Source organism: Alteromonas sp. ABH4_453 (assembly GCF_056160665.1).
This window is the reverse complement of the sequence record NZ_JBSWXP010000007.1, coordinates 291,777-311,090: the sequence shown is the minus strand read 5'-3', so window position 1 is coordinate 311,090 and position 19,314 is coordinate 291,777. Positions and strand designations below refer to the sequence as shown.

General features: G+C 43.2%; 14 protein-coding genes. 6 read left to right on the top strand and 8 right to left on the bottom strand.

Going from position 1 to position 19,314, the window contains the following annotated elements; genetic code table 11:
- The first annotated feature begins 527 nt into the window (after positions 1-527).
- Positions 528-1,676 carry an iron-containing alcohol dehydrogenase gene (locus ACXAGV_RS15760; protein WP_474874057.1) on the top strand — a complete coding sequence of 383 codons (1,149 nt, stop codon included), beginning with the start codon at positions 528-530 and terminating at the stop codon, positions 1,674-1,676.
- Positions 1,677-1,779: 103 nt separating this feature from the next.
- Positions 1,780-2,103, top strand: coding sequence for a DUF3392 family protein (locus tag ACXAGV_RS15755; protein ID WP_474874056.1), 324 nt, complete (start codon positions 1,780-1,782; stop codon positions 2,101-2,103).
- A gap of 27 nt (positions 2,104-2,130) precedes the next feature.
- On the opposite strand, the gene ACXAGV_RS15750 is transcribed toward ACXAGV_RS15755, so the two are convergent.
- Positions 2,131-5,973 (bottom strand): hybrid sensor histidine kinase/response regulator transcription factor, encoded by a 3,843-nt coding sequence (locus ACXAGV_RS15750; protein WP_474874055.1) that lies wholly within the window; start codon positions 5,971-5,973, stop codon positions 2,131-2,133.
- Positions 5,974-6,051: 78 nt separating this feature from the next.
- Between ACXAGV_RS15750 and ACXAGV_RS15745 the strand changes: the two genes are divergently transcribed.
- Positions 6,052-6,207, top strand: a complete 156-nt coding sequence (locus ACXAGV_RS15745) for a hypothetical protein (protein WP_474874054.1) — start codon at positions 6,052-6,054, stop codon at positions 6,205-6,207.
- 3 nt (positions 6,208-6,210) lie between these two features.
- Here the strand turns inward: ACXAGV_RS15745 and ACXAGV_RS15740 are convergent, their stop codons facing one another.
- Complete coding sequence (locus ACXAGV_RS15740) at positions 6,211-6,729, bottom strand: HAD family hydrolase (RefSeq protein WP_474874053.1); 519 nt, start codon at positions 6,727-6,729, stop codon at positions 6,211-6,213.
- Between the two features lie 279 nt (positions 6,730-7,008).
- Here ACXAGV_RS15740 and ACXAGV_RS15735 point away from each other — a divergent pair, with 279 nt between their 5' ends.
- The 3 genes from ACXAGV_RS15735 to ACXAGV_RS15725 all read left to right on the top strand — a co-directional run bounded on the left by ACXAGV_RS15735 (position 7,009) and on the right by ACXAGV_RS15725 (position 10,719).
- A complete protein-coding gene (locus ACXAGV_RS15735; protein ID WP_474874052.1) occupies positions 7,009-7,902 on the top strand; it encodes a DMT family transporter in 894 nt (297 codons plus the stop codon).
- A gap of 234 nt (positions 7,903-8,136) precedes the next feature.
- Entirely contained in the window at positions 8,137-9,849 is a 1,713-nt protein-coding gene (locus ACXAGV_RS15730) for a GGDEF domain-containing protein (RefSeq protein WP_474874051.1), read from the top strand.
- Between the two features lie 198 nt (positions 9,850-10,047).
- Positions 10,048-10,719 carry a haloacid dehalogenase type II gene (locus tag ACXAGV_RS15725; RefSeq protein ID WP_474874050.1) on the top strand — a complete coding sequence of 224 codons (672 nt, stop codon included), beginning with the start codon at positions 10,048-10,050 and terminating at the stop codon, positions 10,717-10,719.
- A 69-nt stretch (positions 10,720-10,788) separates the two neighbouring features.
- Here ACXAGV_RS15725 and ACXAGV_RS15720 read toward each other — a convergent pair whose 3' ends face one another.
- The 6 genes from ACXAGV_RS15720 to ACXAGV_RS15695 form a co-directional block, all read right to left on the bottom strand.
- Positions 10,789-11,049 carry a hypothetical protein gene (locus ACXAGV_RS15720; RefSeq protein ID WP_474874049.1) on the bottom strand — a complete coding sequence of 87 codons (261 nt, stop codon included), beginning with the start codon at positions 11,047-11,049 and terminating at the stop codon, positions 10,789-10,791.
- A 432-nt stretch (positions 11,050-11,481) separates the two neighbouring features.
- A complete protein-coding gene (locus tag ACXAGV_RS15715) occupies positions 11,482-12,528 on the bottom strand; it encodes a protein-glutamate methylesterase/protein-glutamine glutaminase (RefSeq protein ID WP_474874048.1) in 1,047 nt (348 codons plus the stop codon).
- A gap of 2 nt (positions 12,529-12,530) precedes the next feature.
- On the bottom strand, positions 12,531-13,148 hold the full coding sequence (gene cheD, locus ACXAGV_RS15710; protein ID WP_474874047.1) for a chemoreceptor glutamine deamidase CheD: 618 nt from the start codon (positions 13,146-13,148) through the stop codon (positions 12,531-12,533).
- An 8-nt stretch (positions 13,149-13,156) separates the two neighbouring features.
- Entirely contained in the window at positions 13,157-13,987 is an 831-nt protein-coding gene (locus ACXAGV_RS15705) for a CheR family methyltransferase (protein WP_474874046.1), read from the bottom strand.
- Positions 13,987-16,902, bottom strand: a complete 2,916-nt coding sequence (locus tag ACXAGV_RS15700) for a methyl-accepting chemotaxis protein (RefSeq protein WP_474874045.1) — start codon at positions 16,900-16,902, stop codon at positions 13,987-13,989. Before ACXAGV_RS15700 ends, ACXAGV_RS15705 begins: the two co-directional genes overlap by 1 nt.
- Before the next feature lie 102 nt (positions 16,903-17,004).
- Positions 17,005-19,311, bottom strand: coding sequence for a methyl-accepting chemotaxis protein (locus ACXAGV_RS15695; RefSeq protein WP_474874044.1), 2,307 nt, complete (start codon positions 19,309-19,311; stop codon positions 17,005-17,007).
- Positions 19,312-19,314: the final 3 nt, after the last annotated feature.

Sequence of the window (19,314 nt, the reverse complement as noted above, 5' to 3'; positions counted from 1 at the left end):
TCTTCAATTAAATATATCGAAATATGAATCGTCGTTGTGACACTCTTAACGAGTGCCCACACAGATTGTCTTGTCTAAATTTTTAAAGAACGTTGCGACTTCGCCGCAATTCACTAGAAGCTTTGCTTCTTAGTGGCTCACCCTGTTCGAGTGAGGTGCGCATTATACGCTGGAAGTTTTCGTTGTCAACACTTTTTGAAAATTTATTTTCTGAAGCGTTTCTTCTAAACTCCCGTCTTTACTGGCCTATAAAGGTAGTAGAGACTTACTTCAGGAGGCTTGCTGTTTTGCTTTTCCCCCGAAGCGGATGCGCATTCTAGGGAAATGAGCGCTCACGTCAACAAGTATTTTAAAAAAATCCTTATTTTTCGATCGTTTGCATAAACAATGCTCAATACGTTCATAAAAACCACTAATTCACCGTGCTTTTCACGATCTATAAGGTTAGTTAATTGGTAAGTCACGCTGTGTACTATAAATTAATAGAACAGTATTTGAACGTGTACGTGGATTATTGAGGGGTTTGCATGAAGGTTTCTGAATTTAAAACCGCAGGAAAACTCATAACGGGTCTTGGCGCTATCAAAGCCCTCACTGTAGAAATGGCGAGATTATCCATAAAGGACTGTGCCATCGTTACTGACAAAGGCGTCTCTTCATCTGGTCTTCTTGATCAACTACTCACACTATTACCCTCTTCACCCTTACTTATTATTGATGACATTCCACCAGAGCCTGAAGTGAATATCATAGAAGATAAGTTAGCGATACTTCGTGAGAAGCAAGTAGACGGAATTATTGCTCTTGGTGGAGGTAGCGCTATTGATAGTGCAAAAGTACTTGCAGCTACATACGATCATACTGGCCCCCTCAGTGAACTCTTTGGAGAAAATACGCTTTCGAAACGTCGTTTGCCTCTTATTGTTATCCCCACTACCGCCGGTACAGGTTCAGAAGTTACCAACATTGCTATCTTGTCAGATCCGATAGCACAGATGAAAAAAGGGATTGTTAGTCCCTGCCTGCTACCCGATGTTGCGATTGTTGCACCGGAGATGACAAAAACATGCCCACAGTCCATTACAGCAGCAAGCGGTATAGACGCATTCGTTCACGCGCTTGAAGCCTATATAAGTGTAAATGCTAGTCCGATAACCGACGCTCTGGCAGAGAAAGCACTCAAGCTTATCTTCAATTCATTACTTCACGCTTATAACAATGGTGAGAACTTAGCAGCACGTGAAGATATGGCCACCGGCAGTTTAATGGCCGGTCTTGCGTTTGGAAACGCGGGCGTGGGGGCAGTACATGCCTTAGCTTATCCACTAGGGGGACGGTTTCATCTGTCACATGGCATGAGTAACGCGGTAATGCTACCTCATGTGTTGAAAGTAAATGCGCCGTTCTGCCAAGACAAACTTTATTGTGTGGCTAAGCTTTTAAAGGTATGTGAGCGCCACCACTCAAAAGAGGAAGCAATTAAACTATTATTAATTGCTATAGAAAAACTGTGTCGCGATGTAGGCATTCCCGCTTCACTCACCCACTTTAATATTCCGCCTTCTTGTGTAGGTGAATTAGCAGAAGAGGCGAGTAAAGTAACTCGCCTTCTTCGCAACAACCCCAAGCAATTGAGTATTGATGAGATTGAAGATATCTATCGGCTTGCTTTTTAAAGTGGTCTTACCCACATATTTCAATTCAGCCTTAGTTAACGCTTTTATACTTGCCGTGGTTATAATGGGCACATAGTAACATCGTCATAATAGTAGTCATTTTATGAGTGAACTTTTCAGTGCCCTTTCTCGCGCATTAAGCCCCTATTACACCGAAATGAGCATTATGCTTATGGCTACTATTTTAGTGGTAAACGGCGACCTGATTAACGGCCATGTAAAACGCATACTGGCACCTTACCATTTCACCATTCGCGTTAGTTTGTTTGTAGTGCTGTGTGCCTTTGGCTATGGTGCACTAACTTTGTACGGCGCACCCTTCTTGAAACACACCCTAGCCTACTTACCCTGGCAGTACCAAGGCGCAGGCTATGTAGCATCGTTTCTGTTGATTGGCTTTTTGGCGGAAAGGCGTAGGTATGTTTGATAAGCCTTATCACCGCGCCCTAAAAGACTATGCAACAGTTTTGCTATGTTGCTCTATGTACTTTTTAGGTGGTAGTTGCATGATTTTTTTGAAAGAGGTAGAAAAGTAAGCGGCTGTGCCAAAACCTACGTCGAGACATGTATCTAAAACGCTATTTCCTTCTAGCAGCAGTGGAATGGACTTTTCAATTCTGAAGCGCGACAGAAACTCGCTAAAGTTGTACTCGAACAATTCAGACATCCTTCGATTTAAGCTTCTTGGACTTATCAATAATTGTGAGGCAGCTTGGTCTCTATTGAATGCTTCGTCTTGATAGTTCTTTTCAAGAACAGCGATGAAATTTAGATAGAATGCCATATCCTTCTCGTTATCAAACTCAGGAATTGTTAAGCACCCAAATTTGAAAACGGGAAGCGCGCTTTCATCTTCTTCTTTTTCTTTTGCTTCTCTGACAGACAATAAGTGTTCAACACGCAGTATTATCTCTTCATTTGAAGCTGGCTTCGCTAAGAAGTAATCTACCTTTTCCTCTAACGCTGCTTTCTCCAGTTCACTTCCTGTTTCAGCAGTGAGCATTAATATCGGAATATTTACATAACTTGCATTGCTGCGAATAGCTTTAGTTAAACTAAGCCCGTCCATTTCGTGCATGATTTGATCTGTTATTACCAAGTCGACCAAATAATGCTGCATAACATCTAAAGCTTGAACACCATTTCGCGCAACAAGACAGCGATATTTGTCTGAGAACAGGTCGAAAAGGTAAGAACGGAATTCTCTGCTGTCATCAACAATTAATAGCGATTTCTTATTTGTTTTGGCATTTGCTGTCGAAAGGTTTTCAGCTTGCGAGTTTACAAAAGCAATATCATCAACTGGAAGCGTTACCGTTACTTTAGTTCCCACACCTTTTTGACTTTGAAGTGCAACCTCTCCTTGGTTTAACTCTACTAGAGTTTTAACCGTAGCTAGCCCTACACCATTCCCATCTAGTTTAGTGTTACCTCTAGCAAATCTTTCAAATACATTGTTCTGTAAGTTTTCGTCAATTCCCTCACCGTCATCAGTTACAGTAATCTTTAGTGCCTTGCTATCCTGTATAGCACTCACCTTTATCGTGCCACGTTCAGGTGTAAACTTGATAGCGTTCTGGACTAGGTTAGCCAAGATTTTTTCTAGACTACCGCTGATGAGCGACACCTCTTTTTTGACCTTTATCCGAACTTCTAAATTTTGTCTTTTTTGTTTAGCTAAAGGCTCAAGTGATAAAACAATAAACCGGATATTTTCGGGTGAATAGGACTTGTAATAATCCTCAAGGTTGAAAGCTGTAGGGACATCCTGACTCATCTGGTTAATTAATTGCTCGACCCTTTTCACATTGTCTTGGATACTAACTAACTCTTTGCGCGTATCCTTATCTGCATCAGGAATTTTTTCCAAAGAACCGTTTATAACTTGAAGAGGTGTTCGAAGCTCAGAGGTTATTTCGTTGATGAAACGCTCTTTACTACGCAGCATTTTTTCGAACTTTGAGTGCCCATCTGTTATTTCATACCGCGTGAGATGAGAGTATAGCGAGGTGGTTTTGAATTTCTCATAAACCTTGCTAGCGATGCCCATTTTCCACAAGTAAAAGGACAAAAGTAAAATCGCCAAATATAAAATCATAGCCAAGTAGGAAGCCCAGAAAGGCGGCGCTATGTCAAACTGTATAGTCAGCCCATTCGAAGTATCTACATTGTTATTGCTAACTACATTAAGTGTATGAGCACCAAAGTCCAAGTCACCTAAAGTTAGACTCATTGATGTTTTATTGTGTGAGAACCAAGCATTATCGTCTAATTTGAACTCAATTCCCTTGCTCTCGCTGTACACATTACTTTCGACAAAGTTGAACGTTACTTCTTTAAACCCACTGTCAAAGTTAAACTCGAGTTTTTCAGGAAAGTGAAGCTCATCCAGTCCGCTTCCATCATTCCATTTAACGTAAGTTAGAACAGTAGTTTCCAAGTCCGGAATTAGATTTTTGAGGCTTTGGATTAATCCCACTTCATCTAGTAAGTAACTGTATTTATCACCCTTAACTAGCACTTTTGTGCGGAGTTCCTCAAAACTTCTGTACTCGAAGTCTGTGTCAAAAAGACCAAACTGCATGCCTACTTTAAAAGCAGATTCGCTTGACCGAGGTTTTATGAAGAGCCCCATATTTGAGGCCACCCAGAGGTTACCACTCTCAGAAACCATAGCTCCTCGTATAAACCTCAGGTCGTTTAGAGCTTGAATAGTTGAAGCGTTGACCGAACCACTCTTCTTATCAATTTCTTTTAGACCTGCCCCGGATGTACATAGTAAATAAACGTCTTCATACTCGACTAAACACTGAAGCCCGAACCAACTACCCTCCTGATAATTGATAGTTCTCCAACTAAACTTCGACAACTGAAAATGTAAATTATCAAATACATCGAATGCAGCGATCTCCCCTCCGCTCAATAAAGTGCTATAAACGATTTTTCTGGGAGCGTTGATGGTGTCTTTTATTGTGCCATTCACAATATAGTAATAGTTAGCACTATTCCCATTATCGAAGTAGAAATAAAATGCGTTATTATCGATCTCAACAGAATGAATAAATTTTCTGCTACATAGTTCTGATGGGCTTAACTCTATTAATGAAGCAAAGACACCTTCTTGCCGCGACACACAATGTGAGACATTACCCTTTTCTTGAGCTTTACTGATTAGTTCGCCATTGTTTTCGTTTAGATTAAATAGACCATTTTCAGTTCGAACTAAAGTTTCGGTTTTGTCGATAGCGGATTTTTGAATATTTTCTCTTATTGCGTTGCCGTTAAGCGATACGAGGTTTGTCGACAACATCGTTTTGGGTAAAGAAATTAGACCTAATTGTGAGGAGGCAATAAGCAGTGAATCATAAGGGCCTACTGCTATTTTTGTAATCGAGCGAATCGCTTCAGATGTCAAGACTGGGTTCATAAAGGGAGGCGCTATTAGTTTCTGGTCTTCCAGCATCAATAACCTGCCGTCGGTAACCCAAATTTTATTATCCGCAGTTTTAATTACATCGTTTATATAAGTACCGCTAATCCCTTCAGTAGAAACATAACGCTCTTCACTGCCTAATATGTACAGGCCTTCAGGTCCTCCAACGTATAACTCTTTGTCAATAACCTTAATGAAGGTCACACTCGATAAAAGTGGAAGTTTGTCGCCTAGCAAGCTCTCCTTAGTAACACCTGACGTTTCTAATATTGAGAAGTAACCTTTATCTGATGCTACAAACACCTTGTCTTTTTCAGCGAAAAGTGAGTAAACACCATTTAACTTCAAAGTTGAGAGTTGGGAGCTCAACTTGGTTGAATGACTAGATTCTCTATTTACTTGTAAAACATCATCGATGACTGAGAAATAAAAGTTTGTAGGGGTCATTGCCATCGCCCAAACAGACCTTGACCACTCTTTATCAGTAAATAGTTGCTTAGCTTCTTTGGTCCTCAAGCTTATTTCGAATACGCCCACGCCATATTCAACAACCCATAGGCTAGCATCGCTCAAGTGAATATCAGAAATGATTCCCGTAGCATGGCTAGATATATTGAAATTTAAACGCTTAGACTCCTTCCCTATTACTTCGAACACTCCGTTTTCAGCGGCCACATAGACAACCTTGCCTGAAACCTCTACATCGCGAATAACACCTGAGGGAATTCCGTCGAAGGTGGTTCTCCCCTCTAAATTTACGCCAATGGCTTGGCCCGTTTTTGGAATAAACATCGAACAAATAAGGAAAATTAGGACATAAGAATTAGTTTTCAGCTTATATCGATGAACTGTCTCGTTAGTCATACCTTACATCCCTGTAAAACCATTACCTTTTAGTTGCTCACATGAGCAAGAAAATTAAAAAAATAAAGAGGAATAGATATGAGTATCGAACAAAAAACAAACATGCAAGAACTTACAGAGGATGACTATACTAAAGTATATGCAGGGATTACCACACCATTATTGAACGAAGATCATTATCTCATCTTGCCAATCGGCCCGATAAAACCCAAAAAACCTGATGTAAATAATTAAGATCTAAACCAACAACCACTTCATCCCAGCATTTTCGGCGGCTTGCTGATCGTAGATAAAGTCGCCCACATATAGGCAGTCTTCAGGTTGAAGCTGCCATGTGTTCGCCACCATCAGTAATGCAGTTGGGTCGGGCTTGGCTGGGGCATCTTCACGAGTAAGTACATAATCGATGGGAATGTTGTTGTTGGCTACTTTAATTGCGGTGGCTTGGCGGCAGTTTCGGGTAACTATTGCCATGGGCAAATTATGGGCCTGCACCTTTTCTACCATGGCTTTACCAATGGGTAACCACTTGGCGTTTTGCGCATCGTCTAGTTCGTGTTGCAAAATAGTGCGGTGGGCTTTGGCTTTGGTTTCTGCGCAGCTAAGGGCTTCAACAAAGGTAAGAATGTCTTCGTTTTGTGGGCAGCCTATGTCGGCGCGCATTTGCGTGAAGTTAAGGCTAGACTGTACCAAGGTGCCATCTAAATCAAATATCACACCTTTTATGCCGCTTAAGTTCATTTGCTCAATACTCACGGTTTTCTCGTCCTTTTACTTCACTGTTATTCTTAAAGTTCGGTTAACGCCCACTTAATTGTGGACTGCGCTTAACTTACTCACGAATTTTACCACCAACATAATGCCACGAATGCCTTTAGCCTTCTGTTACGTTTGCTTAAGGCTATGATGTTCTGACTAAAAACCAACTGAATGATTTAAGTTTACCCCGCCCAGACCTTGCATTAGCATAGCCGCTCTTTTTGGCGAGCTACTTAATTGCCCCAGCGTTTTTGGGCAAATTTTAACAGGTAATTTATGGGTGTTTTTGCTGCGCTAGGTACAGCGCTTTGTTGGGCAATTGCTGCGCGTTTATTCCGCGGAACGGGTAACGCATTTTCGCCGCTAACTATGAACTTTTGGAAAGGCTTAATTTCAATTGCCATTTTGGCCGTAGTGCTACTTTTCGTTCAGCCAACCGGGCTTACCACCAACGCAGTGTTATGGCTCTTGCTTAGCGGGCTTATTGGTATAGGCATTGGCGACACCTGCTTTTTTAAAGCCTTGCAAAGCATTGGCGATAGCCAAGCAGTGCTGGTCGCCGAAACCCTTGCGCCTTTATTCACAGCCCTTTTTGCTATGGCGTTTATTGGCGAATGGATTACCTGGCAGCAGTGGGTTGGCGTTGCAGTAGTACTGTTTTCGGTAGATATGGTTATAAAGGTACGCAAACGCAGCACTACACACGTGTTTGCAACCAGTGGCTATTTGTATGGTGTGGGCGCGGCGTTATGTCAGGCAGTTGGTGCAGTAGTTAGCCGCGACATTTTAAGTGCCGGTGAAATTGACGCGGCCAGCGCTGCATTCCTTCGCTTAGTTGGTGGTATGGTCTTTGTTGTGCCATTTATAGCCATAACCAAAACCCGCTATATGCCTGTTATTAACTACCAACGCGACGGCGGAAAACGGGTATGGCCTGCCTTTATAGTAGCTACTTTGCTTGGCACTACTGCTGCTATTTACCTACAAATGTTTGCGTTTGCTTATGCGAAAGCGGCAGTGGTTCAAACCCTTATAGCTACAAGCGCATTAATGTCGTTAGGGGTTGCATGGGGGCTTGGTGAAAAAGCAACGAAAGCCACTATTTCATGGTCTGCCGTCGCCTTAGTTGGCATGGCAATTTTGGTAAGCTTTGGATCGTCTGTGCATTAAGGGCTATTTACTTTTTACCTTCAAGAGATATGAAAATTCAGACACAAAATACGCAGAAAGACACAAAAAAGCCGTAAGTTTTAAGGGCTTCATGTAGTAGTTCGCAACTCAAATGGATATTATAAAGAAAAAACGTAAACGTTCTCCCCTATGGTTCGAAGGCTTTATTTAACAACCCTATTTTTTTTCAGTTTGCTATTTGCCTCTTGTGCGCTGGCGAATAGTGATATTGATATGGTAATCGATAAAGTTCGAGCGCCATCTTACGATTGCCCAAGTCAATCGTTGCTGCCAGAGCTAGAACAAACGCTCGCTTTAGAACGCCTGACATCACAACAACGTTTTGCCTTAACCGTAGCCAAAGGGCAGTTTCTAATTTGCCGTGGTAAGTATGAAGAAGCTGAAACTATGCTGCTTAAAGCCATTATGCAAAGCAATATTGATCAAAGTTCTTATGCGTTTGCATCGGCTATTTATCAAATTGGCTTTTCTTATGACGCCAGAGAAAACCCAGCACGCTGTAAGTACTACCAACAAGCCCAAGAACTATCATCGCCCGAGCGCCACAGCGATATCTTTACCAGCTCTTCTTTAGGACTAATTAACTACTGTTCAGAAACCACTTCACCTGAAATAAGATTAGGTAAGATGTTTGGTGTGCTTAAGCGTTATTCAAACAACGGCAGCCCCGGTGAATTAGCGCATATTCACAACGCAATTGGTTTACTATATGGCGGTTTAGAGCAACATGCCTTAGCAGCAGAGCAATATTTAAAAGCGCATGAAATGGGCTTGCTTGTATACGAGGGCAGCAACAAGGTAAGTATTCTTATTAGTGCTATTGTATCGCTGTTAAGTAGCGGCCAAACCGACAAAGCTTATCAGAGCATTTTAGAACTAGGTGTACTCAATAGCGAAATAGACACACCGCTAACCAACTTCTTGTATCAGTATGCACTGTCTATTTACTATAGAAAAACACAAAACTACAACCGACTTACTTACACCCTTCCCGATTTAGAAAAAGCGTCTTCGAACATCTCGAGTTCGTTTGGCGAGCTTCTTGTTAACTGGCACAAAGCTGAGATTTGCTTACATGACAACGATCTCACCTGTATTAAGCAGTACATATCAGGTATTGAAGCGTTAAATGATGATGCTATACCGCCGGTCTTTCGTTCAAATTTGGATTACCTTAGTTTCAACGTATCCATGTATATCGCACTGCAGGACTTAGCTAAGGCGAAAGAAGCGCACGAGTTCTACTCTAAAGAAGTGACTAAGCGCCGTGAAGTTACGCAAGACTCGGCCTTAATTATTGGTGCTGCTAACTTGTATACCCGCATTTATGATTTGGAATCTGCGATTGAACAAGCGGAAAAACAACGAAAGAACACGCTGTACACCGCTATTATTATTTTTCTTCTGGTAAGCGGTATTACTGGCTACGTACTTCGTAGAAAACACCTTGCGCGCAAAGCCATCGATCCCGTTACCCTGCTGCTTAATGCGAATTCGGCGATAGCTCGCATTAACAAGCTTGATGCGCCGAAAAGAGGCCGGGCCATTGCCATTGCTATATTCGACATTAGCAACCTGCGTGAAATAACGCGGAAAATGGGGTCAACAAAAGGTGATTTAGTATTACGACAAATTGCACAAACTCTTCAAAATGTTACCCGCGGTAACGATATTTTAGGGCGATTTGGTACCGAGCAATTTATTTTGTGTCTGCACAATATTGAAGAACGAAGTGCGCGAGAGTTTTTCGACCGCGTACAGAACGCGTTAGACAATACCTTTGAAAATGATGCTACTTCCGACCATATTGTGGTTGAGTCGCAGATGAGCGTATTCATTGCTAACGAGAAGATTACGGGGCTAAACGACATACTCGATGATATAGCCATGTCGATTGATATGGGTAACCGTTCCAACAGTAATTAGCTTAAATAAAAAACGCGCGAACTGTATTTTCAGTGTTGCGCGTTCCCAATATCCTCATGACCTCCTCCAACGCCAATTCATCGACATTGGTCGTAATGTGCTTTATCAAAACCAATTCTGTTTTACAGTGGTATAAGCAACGAACAAGCTAAAAACGAAACGTACCGTTTACTATCATCAACTATAGGAAGGTGAATCGTGACGCCAAAGGTTATTTTCTTCGATATTAATGAAACACTACTAGACATGCAGGCCATAAAAACAGGCTTAGCGTCGGTGCTAAACGGCGATGAGACACTGGTAGACTTATGGTTTGCTAACCTTTTGCATCACAGCTTAGTAGATGTTGCGTCTGGACAGTTTCACGATTTCATTGATATTGGAGCCGCAGCACTTACCATGGTAGCTCACAGTAAGGATATATCTGTTGATGAGGCTACCGCAATAGATACCATCAAACAGCATATTACCCGATTGCCAGCGCACGACGATGTTGTTCCTACATTAAAGGCGCTTCAAAGTGCTGGTGTAACCTTGGTCGCGCTTTCAAATTCCTCTCAAGCCGGACTAGACGCACAGCTTGAGTTTGCCAATATTAAGCCCTATTTTTCCCATGTATTAAGTGTGGAAAGTGTACGTACCTACAAACCACATGCTGCGGTTTATCACTGGGCCTGCCAGCAAGCTAACGTAAAGAACGAAGATGCCATGATGGTAGCTGCCCATGGCTGGGATGTGAGTGGCGCTAAGGCGACAGGTATGCAAACTACGTTTGTAGAGCGTTCGGGCAAAATCATGTACCCGTTAGGGCTTGCACCTGATCACAGTATAGTTTCGCTTAATGAATTAATACGCATAGTGACCGACTAACTATACCTACTTTACAAACAAAAAAAGTCTTACCATGGTAAGACTTTTTGGTTACAAAACACCTAGCGATTAAAGCTTTGCTAACTCTGGCTGGTTAGCTTTGAAGCCTTTTGTACTACATGAGTTGCGTTTAGTTTCTAATGCACTTAACTGACGCTTAAGCCATGACTTCTGAATGCCTGACTTTGCGACGCCCATTTCGGTGCTTACGCGAGTGATTTCTTTTCCGACGTTAACGCACGCTTTCTTGTTCGGTTCAAAACCGCCATTTGCTAAAACTGACGAAGAAAAAATTAAAGCCGATAGCGCTATTAGCGTTTGCTGTTTCATAAGAGTCCCCAACTACTCGTTATAATCCCGGGTTAGTGTCATACCGTAAGAATGAGCATATATTTGCTCTAAAATCTGTAAGAAATATAGCAGGCCTTTTTTTGTTATTAGGTACAGCAAAATATACGTAGTAATAAAACTTTGATTGCTTTGCCACCACTATCACACATAAACCGTTGTCTTTTATATTATTATGGCGACAACGCTTCACCTTACCATTCCACTTACGTATTGATTTTTATATTTTTACGCACTTAAAAGTAAGCCTATCCATAGTATCGGCTTCAGCAACAGCATTCTGAAGCAGCGTTACCTACTTGTTAAGACATCGTATTAGAACACCTAAACTTTTTTGTAACAAGTGAAGTTATAACAATACTTTTACAGTTTTTAGGACAGATATTGCATTTTGTAAGTATTTACTTACTACACTTACAAGCGGCTGCCTGCTGAGAGTTTCTCTACGGTTTGCATAACCGCTTTGCCCATACCATCTAAACTCAAAACTTGCCTAGCAGCCCCTTTATCAATAGCAACCTTAGGCATACCAAATACAATACAGCTTGCTTCATCTTGACAAAACGTCTCACAACCAGCGTTAAATAATTCGAGAAGTCCATTGGCCCCATCGCTCCCCATTCCTGTTAACAACACACCTATCGCGTTGCTACCTGCACTCTTACATAACGAATTAAATAGAACATCGACAGAGGGCTTATGACCCGATACTCTCGGCCCGTCGGTAAGCCTGATACGATAATCGGCTCCGCTTCTTTCTATTTCCATGTGCTTGTCGCCAGGTGCTAGATATGCCTGACCAGGAAGTAAACGCTCGCCGCCCTTCGCTTCTTTAACCTGCATTTGACACACAGAGTCTAGCCGCCGTGCATAGGTAGAGGTGAAGCCTGCCGGCATGTGCTGGGTTATCACCGTTGCAGGGGCATTTGCTGGGAAGGTTCGCAGCACCTCTTTTATAGCTTCGGTACCGCCAGTCGAGGCGCCTATCGCAATAAGCTTTTCTGTTCCCGAGTAACTCACCTTATTGACGGAAGATACCTTAGCTGGCGAGGCTTTTTTTACTTTTGAACGTGCGGCCGTTCTAATTTTGTCAACAATTAACTCGTGGTATTCTGCCATACCTTGAGCCACACCGATTTTAGGTTTGGCAACAAAGTCTATTGCCCCGAGTTCCAGTGAGCGTAACGTGGCTTCCGCCCCCTTTTCTGTCAGCGTAGAAATCATAACCACAGGTGTTGGCCTGGCATTCATAAGCACTTCGAGAAAACGTAGACCATCCACTTTTGGCATTTCTATATCTAATGTTATGACATCGGGGGATTTCTCGAGCACCAGCTTTTTCGCTACAAACGCATCAGGTGCGGCACCGACAAGTGCCATGTCTGGCTCACTCTTTATGATTTCACTGAGTATTTGGCGAATAAGCGCTGAATCATCTACCACCAACACTTTTATTGTCATGACTAATCCTCGAATAAATCTACACTGCCGCTTGGCGCCTGTTTTGATAACTCCCAGCGGTGCCGGCTTTCTCGCTCAATAATGGTTGCGTTGTTTAGCTCGTGAATACGCTTCATCAACACATTGCCGTTACTTGGAAAAAAGTACACTTTACGAGCGTACACATCACATAGGTCGCTCGCTAAAATTGGTATGCCCTCGGTTTCTAAGAACTGAGTTACGAATTCAGCATTAAATTTACCCACATCATTTTGAACGAAAGAGGGCACAACCTTTCCTCCCCCAAAAACTTTGGCTTTAAGTCGTTCCTTTTTTGCGCCTACTTTAACCAGCTCGTTAATGAGAATTTCCATTGCGTGCACACCATACTTTGCTGCCATTCCCTGCGCTTGCTCAAATTCGTCAGCCAACTTATTCACAGTTGGCAGCATAAAATGATTCATACCGCCTATTCCCGTCGTAGGGTCGAACAAACACGCTGCAACGCAAGAACCGAGTACCGTGACCAACATTTTGTCCTGTGAGGTTACAAAGAATTGTCCAGGTAACAACTTTACCGCTTCTATAGAAAAACGCTTGTCGTAGTAGCTTATAGGCAGTTCAAAATTGGTCGACGCCACTGTCTCTCCTAATCGACGGGGCGATAAATGGTTTTCCCCACCGGTCTCACAAGATTAGTATACATATTGAAATTTTCAGAATGTCCGGCCATATATAATCCCGATGGCTTCAGCATGCCGACCATTTTTTGCAGTACTTTTAGCTGCGTAGGCTTATCAAAATAAATCATCACATTTCGGCAAAATATAACGTCAAGCGGCCCCTTAACGTCCCATCTAGCATCGGTCAGATTAAGTTTTTTGAACTGCACCATGTTACGAAGCTCATCCACCACTTTTACTTTGCCTTCGTTAGCCCCTTTCCCTTTGTGGAAAAACTGCTTTTGACGATGTTGGGGTATTTTTGCAATAGAGGCTAAGGGGTAAACGCCAGCCTTAGCTTTAGCCAGAACTTTACTGTCTATGTCGGACGCGATGATCTTTACTGGCGTTTTAAAACTGCCGTACGCTTCAGCCACTACCATCGCGATTGAATAAGGCTCTTCGCCGGTTGAGCTGGCAGCGCACCAAATGTTAGTAACGTTATGCTGGCTAAGATAATCAGCCAGCGCAGTAAAGTGATGCGGCTCTCGAAAAAAAGACGTTAGATTCGTGGTTAAGGCATTGATGAACTGCTCTAACTCCGATTCCGACTTGTTGACTAAAGCAAGGTAGTCATTAAAGCTACGCAGATTTCTTGCCCTTATCCTACGTGCAAGTCTGCTATACACCATCGCTTCTTTCGCGTCAGATAAGTTGATCCCTGCTTTTTTGAACAACATTTTCTGCACGTTTTTGAAGTCCGCCTTTTCAAAGGCGAACTCCCTGGTGCTATCTTTCTTTGAAACAGCCACTGTCATTAGAATGACTCCCACTCTGCTTCGTCAGGCATAGCCGGTGTTAGCGCCTTCGCTTGAGACGCTCGCTGAGCTGGTGCTGCAGATAAGCGCTGCGGCTGTCGAAAATCTCCGTGGGTGAGGGCCGCGACATGCTGTTGGTCACTGCTTAGCCCTTTTCCTACTTCAAATACTGAGACCCGTTCATTCAATTGCAGTGATTGCTGTTTAAGACTATCGGCCGCAGCAGCAGCTTCTTCCACTAGCGCAGCGTTCTGCTGGGTCATTTCATCCATCTGAACTACGGCTTTACTGACTTCCTCTATCCCCGCAGCTTGCTCTGCAGACGCCGCTGCAATTTCAGACATAATGTCGTTCACTCGTTTAATCGAGGTCACAACTTCAGCCATAGTCTCACCGGATTTCACTACCAACTGATTACCGCTTGCAATTTTACTGACCGAGTCAGAAATTAACTCTTTAATGTCTTTCGCAGCTTCGGCAGAGCGCTGCGCTAGGTTGCGCACTTCAGAGGCTACAACCGCAAACCCTCGACCCTGCTCCCCTGCTCGCGCAGCCTCTACTGCGGCGTTTAACGCCAGTATGTTAGTTTGGAACGCAATGCCGTCAATCACACCTATGATGTCTGAGATTTCCTGAGCAGAATCGTTTATCTGCGTCATGGTATCCACAACTTCACTGATAACCTCTCCCCCCTGAGAGGCAATTTGACTTGCCTGCGCTGCAAGGCCGTTGGCTTGCTCAGCATTCTCGGCGTTAAGCTTTACGGTTCCGGTTAGCTCTTCCATGCTCGACGCTGTTTCTTCAAGGCTTGACGCTTGTTGCTCTGTGCGGCTTGATAAGTCGGCATTACCCGTTGCTATCTCGCCTGAAGCTACATTAATAGTCTCTACGGCTTCGTTAATATTGGTGATGGTGCCGCGCATTTCATTGATAAATTGATTTATTGCTTCACCTAAGACAGCAAAATCGCCATCTAATGCATGGTCGATGTTGACGGTGAGATCGCCCTCGGTAAGCTTAGTCATTACGTGCTTAATTTCATCAACTGCCTGAGTTCGGCCTGTAATGTCAGTAGCAAATTTAACTACGCGGAAGGGTTTACCATTGTGGTCTAAAATGGGGTTATAGGTAGCTTGAATAAAGATCTCTTTGCCGTTTTTGCCAACTCTGCGGTACTCACCAGAAGAGTAGGTGCCACTGCGCAACGCATCCCAAAATGCCGCATACTCAGGGCTAGCACGATATGACGAATCGACAAACATACTATGGTGCTTCCCTTTGATCTCTTCTAAGGTATAGCCCACCGTATTTAGAAAGTTTTCATTGGCATCTTGGATAATGCCGTCCATGTTAAATTCAATAACCGCTTGAGACTTTCCTATGGCCGCTAGCTGCCCTTCAAAATAGGCGTTTTTTACTTTTTGTTCGGTAATGTTGCTCGCGTATTTCACCACTTTTACTACATTACCACTCATATCTAAAATGGGGTTATAGGTTGCCTGAATCCATACATCAGAACCATCTTTGGCAACACGATGAAACTCACCTGAATAAAACTGGCCTTCAGCTAACTTCTTCCAAAAGCTGCGATATTCTTCAGATTCACGCTCTTGTTTGGTGACGAAAATGCGGTGGTGTTTTCCCTGAATCTCATCTAGTGCATACCCAACCGTAGCCAAAAAATTATCGTTTGCGGTCACAATATTGCCGTTAGGGTCGAACTCGATGACGGCTTGCGATTTACTTATCGCATCTATCTGACCTGTGTTAAATGCATTTTGTAGTTTTTGTTCAGTGACATCGGATGCGTACTTCACCACTTTCTGGGGCTGGCCGAACTCGTCAAAAATAGGGTTGTAAGACGCCTGGATCCAAAGCTCGCTACCGTCTTTTTTTACCCGCTTAAACTCGCCAGACTTAAATTCCCCCTTTTTCAAGTCACGCCAAAATGCGGCATATTCGGGGCTCATTTTGTAATTGGGCTCAACAAACATACTATGATGTTGCCCCTTTATCTCACTTAAGTCATAACCCGTTGTATTACAGAAGTTTTCGTTGGCGTGTTGGATTACCCCTTCTAGGTCAAACTCGATAACAGCTAGAGATTTATCGATTGCGTTTATTTGCCCTTCATAATCCACGTTTTTACGTTTTTCCGCCGTAATGTCAGTTGCGAACTTAACTACGCGAATAATATTACCCAGTTTGTCGTAAATAGGGTTGTAAGAGGCTTGGATCCAAATTTTGTCACCGTTTTTTGCTACACGGCAGTACTCTCCACTGCTGCGTTCACCATTTCTTAGGTCTTCCCAAAAGCGACTGTATTCTTCAGACACGCCATAATCAGGCAGCACAAATAATCGGTGATGCTTACCGACAATGTCCTCTTTTGAATAACCTGTTACCTTGAGAAAGTTATCGTTAGCATCTTCAACAATGCCATCTGGGGTAAACGAGATTATGGCTTGGCAACGGTCGAGGCCCTCCAGTAGGCCGGTTTTATGCTGCAGTTCTTGGTCGTTTATCCATTCCACCATAGTGCCAAGTTTCTCGCCCTCAACGCTTTTAATTGTGGTGAGCCTTAGTGTAAACAACAGGTTGTCTATCGGCAGTAAAAAGGTGTCGCTACTATTACAGGTGCTATATCGCTGGCTTAATTCTCTGCTACTAGAAAAAAAACCTACAATCGAGGTGCCGGTCAATTCCTCAAGATTAATATTAGGAAGTGAGCGAGAAAATTGTGCCCTGTGCTCTGCTGCAAGTTGTCTAAACGCTTTGTTAGCGAAGGTTATTGTTCCCGACGCGTCCACCAGCATCAAACACGCCGTACTCTCGCTCAGCGCCTGCTCTTGAAACCGTGAAAGACTTTGCGCAGCCACCAATTCTTCATTGTGAAATATATTAAAAACACCCATAGCATCACCTATCTTTTGTAGCGCTACGTGTTTGAAGCGCTGAATAAAACGTCAAGTAATAAAAAAGGCGAATTCCTTATTAAAGAATTCGCCTTTCGCTAACTAAAAAGACTCCCATTCATCGTTATTTGGCACTTTTGGAGCTAACTTCTTATTTGTTTTTAGCATGGCCACTGAAGCCACTTTTTTATCTGTTAATACATGAGGCTTTCTTTGCGCTTTAGCTTCTTCAATAGCAGCTTTATCGCCAATGTTAAATGTAGATACACGCTCAGATAAATTACCCGCTTGCTGTTGTAAGCTTTCGGCGGCTGCCGCCGCTTCTTCTACAAGGGCCGCATTTTGTTGCGTCATTTCATCCATCTGTACTACCGCTTTACTGACCTCTTCAATACCCGAAGCCTGCTCAGAGCTCGCCGCCGCAATTTCAGACATAATGTCGTTGACTCGCTTAATAGAGGTCACCACCTCTTCCATGGTATCGCCAGACTGATTGACGAGTTTATTCCCCCCATCAATTTTGTTCACTGAATCTGAAATAAGCTCCTTAATTTCTTTTGCCGCTTCAGCAGAGCGCTGTGCTAAGCTTCGTACTTCTGACGCCACTACCGCAAAGCCACGGCCCTGCTCGCCCGCTCGCGCTGCCTCTACGGCTGCATTTAATGCAAGAATGTTGGTTTGAAATGCAATGCCGTCAATTACACCGATAATGTCTGAAATCTCTTGCGCTGACTCGTTGATCGACGACATGGTATCTACAACCTGACGGATTAGCTCACCGCCGCGAGTTGCGATTTCGCAACTTTGGGACGCTAAACTGTTGGCTTGTTCAGCATTTTCAGCGTTGAGTTTTACTGTACCAGTCAGTTCTTCCATGCTTGAAGCGGTTTCTTCAAGGCTAGATGCTTGTTGTTCAGTCCGGCTTGAAAGGTCTGAGTTACCCGTAGCGATTTCTGAAGACGCAGTATTGATGGTTTCTACCGCTTCGTAAATGGACCCTATAGTGCCAGACATTTCTCCGACAAACTGGTTTATGGCATCGCCCAATACCTGAAACTCACCTTCAAACTGTTCGTCCAGTTCTGCCGTTAAGTCGCCACCGGATAAGCGAGTCATTACATCGCTGATTGAACCGATAATGCGGCGCATATCGTCAATAAAGCGGTTGATTGACGTGCCGAGTTCTTTAAACTCGCCATCGAATTCATGCTCAATTCGGCAGTCTAAGTTCCCCTGAACCAATTCGTTCATGGCCGTTTTAATATCGCTAATGGCTTGCTTTCTGCCCGTGATATCAATGGCGTATTTCACTACGCGATGGGGTCTGCCGTTTTGATCTAAAATGGGGTTGTATGATGCCTGGATCCAAATTTCCTTGCCGCCTTTGCCTACGCGCTTGAACTCGTCGGTAAACTGTACGCCTTGACGTAGCTGCTCCCAAAACTGGCTATATTCAACGCTACGCTTATACTCATCGTCTACAAACATGCTGTGATGTTTGCCAACAATTTCATCTAGGCTGTAACCAACCGTATTGATAAAGTTTTCGTTGGCGTTCAGAATTTTTCCGTCAAGGTCAAATTCAATAACCGCCTGAGCTTTATTTATTGCTTCAATTTGCCCTTCGAAATAGGCGTTGCGCAATTTATTAGCCGTGATATCGGTAGCGAATTTAACGACCCGAATAACCTTACCATCACCGTCAAATACCGGGTTATAAGTGGCTTGTATCCAAATCTCTTTACCGATTTTGTCAAAACGGCAAAATTCTCCACTTTGCGGCTTACCCGCTTTGAGATCGCGCCAAAATTGTGAGTATTCCTCCGTGCGAATGTACTGGTTATCACAGAACATTTTATGATGATTGCCTACAATTTCGTTAAGGCTATAGCCAAGCGCATTTAGGAAGTTTTCGTTTGCGTTTTGGATTACACCGTCTGCATTAAACTCGATCACCGCTTGAGCGTCGTTTAATACATTAAGCATGGTACTTTTGATAAGTAGCTCAGATTGGTCAACCCATTCAACCATAGTGCCTATGTTTTTATTCTCTTGGTCGAAAAAAGGCGTTAACGTAAGCTTAAAGTTTAAGTCGCCTATGCTTATTGTAGACGTCATCGTTGACTTCAGTTCAGCTAGAATATTGCGCTGGTGAGACGGATTACGATGAAATTGGTCGATGTTCTGACCTTCCAAATTATCAGCCGAAAAACTGGGAAGAACAGCCTGTAGTTTCTTTTCGTTCTCTTTAAGCAGAGTTTTTACCGACTGATTAGCATAAATAATATTTCTATCGGCGTCGGCCATCATGATGCAGCAAGTGGTAGCATCAAGCGCCTGCTTGTTTCTCAAAGCTTGGTTTACATCCGTTGCCTTCGTGAAGTCTTCTAACCACGTCATGATTCCCATTGT

Bases quoted from the DNA above. Each gene is read 5' to 3' on its own strand.
- ACXAGV_RS15760 (WP_474874057.1), top strand. From the start codon at position 528: ATGAAGGTTTCTGAATTTAAAACCGCAGGAAAACTCATAACGGGTCTT.
- ACXAGV_RS15755 (WP_474874056.1), top strand. From the start codon at position 1,780: ATGAGTGAACTTTTCAGTGCCCTTTCTCGCGCATTAAGCCCCTATTAC.
- ACXAGV_RS15750 (WP_474874055.1), bottom strand. From the start codon at position 5,973: ATGACTAACGAGACAGTTCATCGATATAAGCTGAAAACTAATTCTTAT.
- ACXAGV_RS15745 (WP_474874054.1), top strand. From the start codon at position 6,052: ATGAGTATCGAACAAAAAACAAACATGCAAGAACTTACAGAGGATGAC.
- ACXAGV_RS15735 (WP_474874052.1), top strand. From the start codon at position 7,009: ATGGGTGTTTTTGCTGCGCTAGGTACAGCGCTTTGTTGGGCAATTGCT.
- ACXAGV_RS15730 (WP_474874051.1), top strand. From the start codon at position 8,137: ATGGTAATCGATAAAGTTCGAGCGCCATCTTACGATTGCCCAAGTCAA.
- ACXAGV_RS15720 (WP_474874049.1), bottom strand. From the start codon at position 11,049: ATGAAACAGCAAACGCTAATAGCGCTATCGGCTTTAATTTTTTCTTCG.
- ACXAGV_RS15715 (WP_474874048.1), bottom strand. From the start codon at position 12,528: ATGACAATAAAAGTGTTGGTGGTAGATGATTCAGCGCTTATTCGCCAA.
- ACXAGV_RS15705 (WP_474874046.1), bottom strand. From the start codon at position 13,987: ATGACAGTGGCTGTTTCAAAGAAAGATAGCACCAGGGAGTTCGCCTTT.
- ACXAGV_RS15700 (WP_474874045.1), bottom strand. From the start codon at position 16,902: ATGGGTGTTTTTAATATATTTCACAATGAAGAATTGGTGGCTGCGCAA.
- ACXAGV_RS15695 (WP_474874044.1), bottom strand. From the start codon at position 19,311: ATGGGAATCATGACGTGGTTAGAAGACTTCACGAAGGCAACGGATGTA.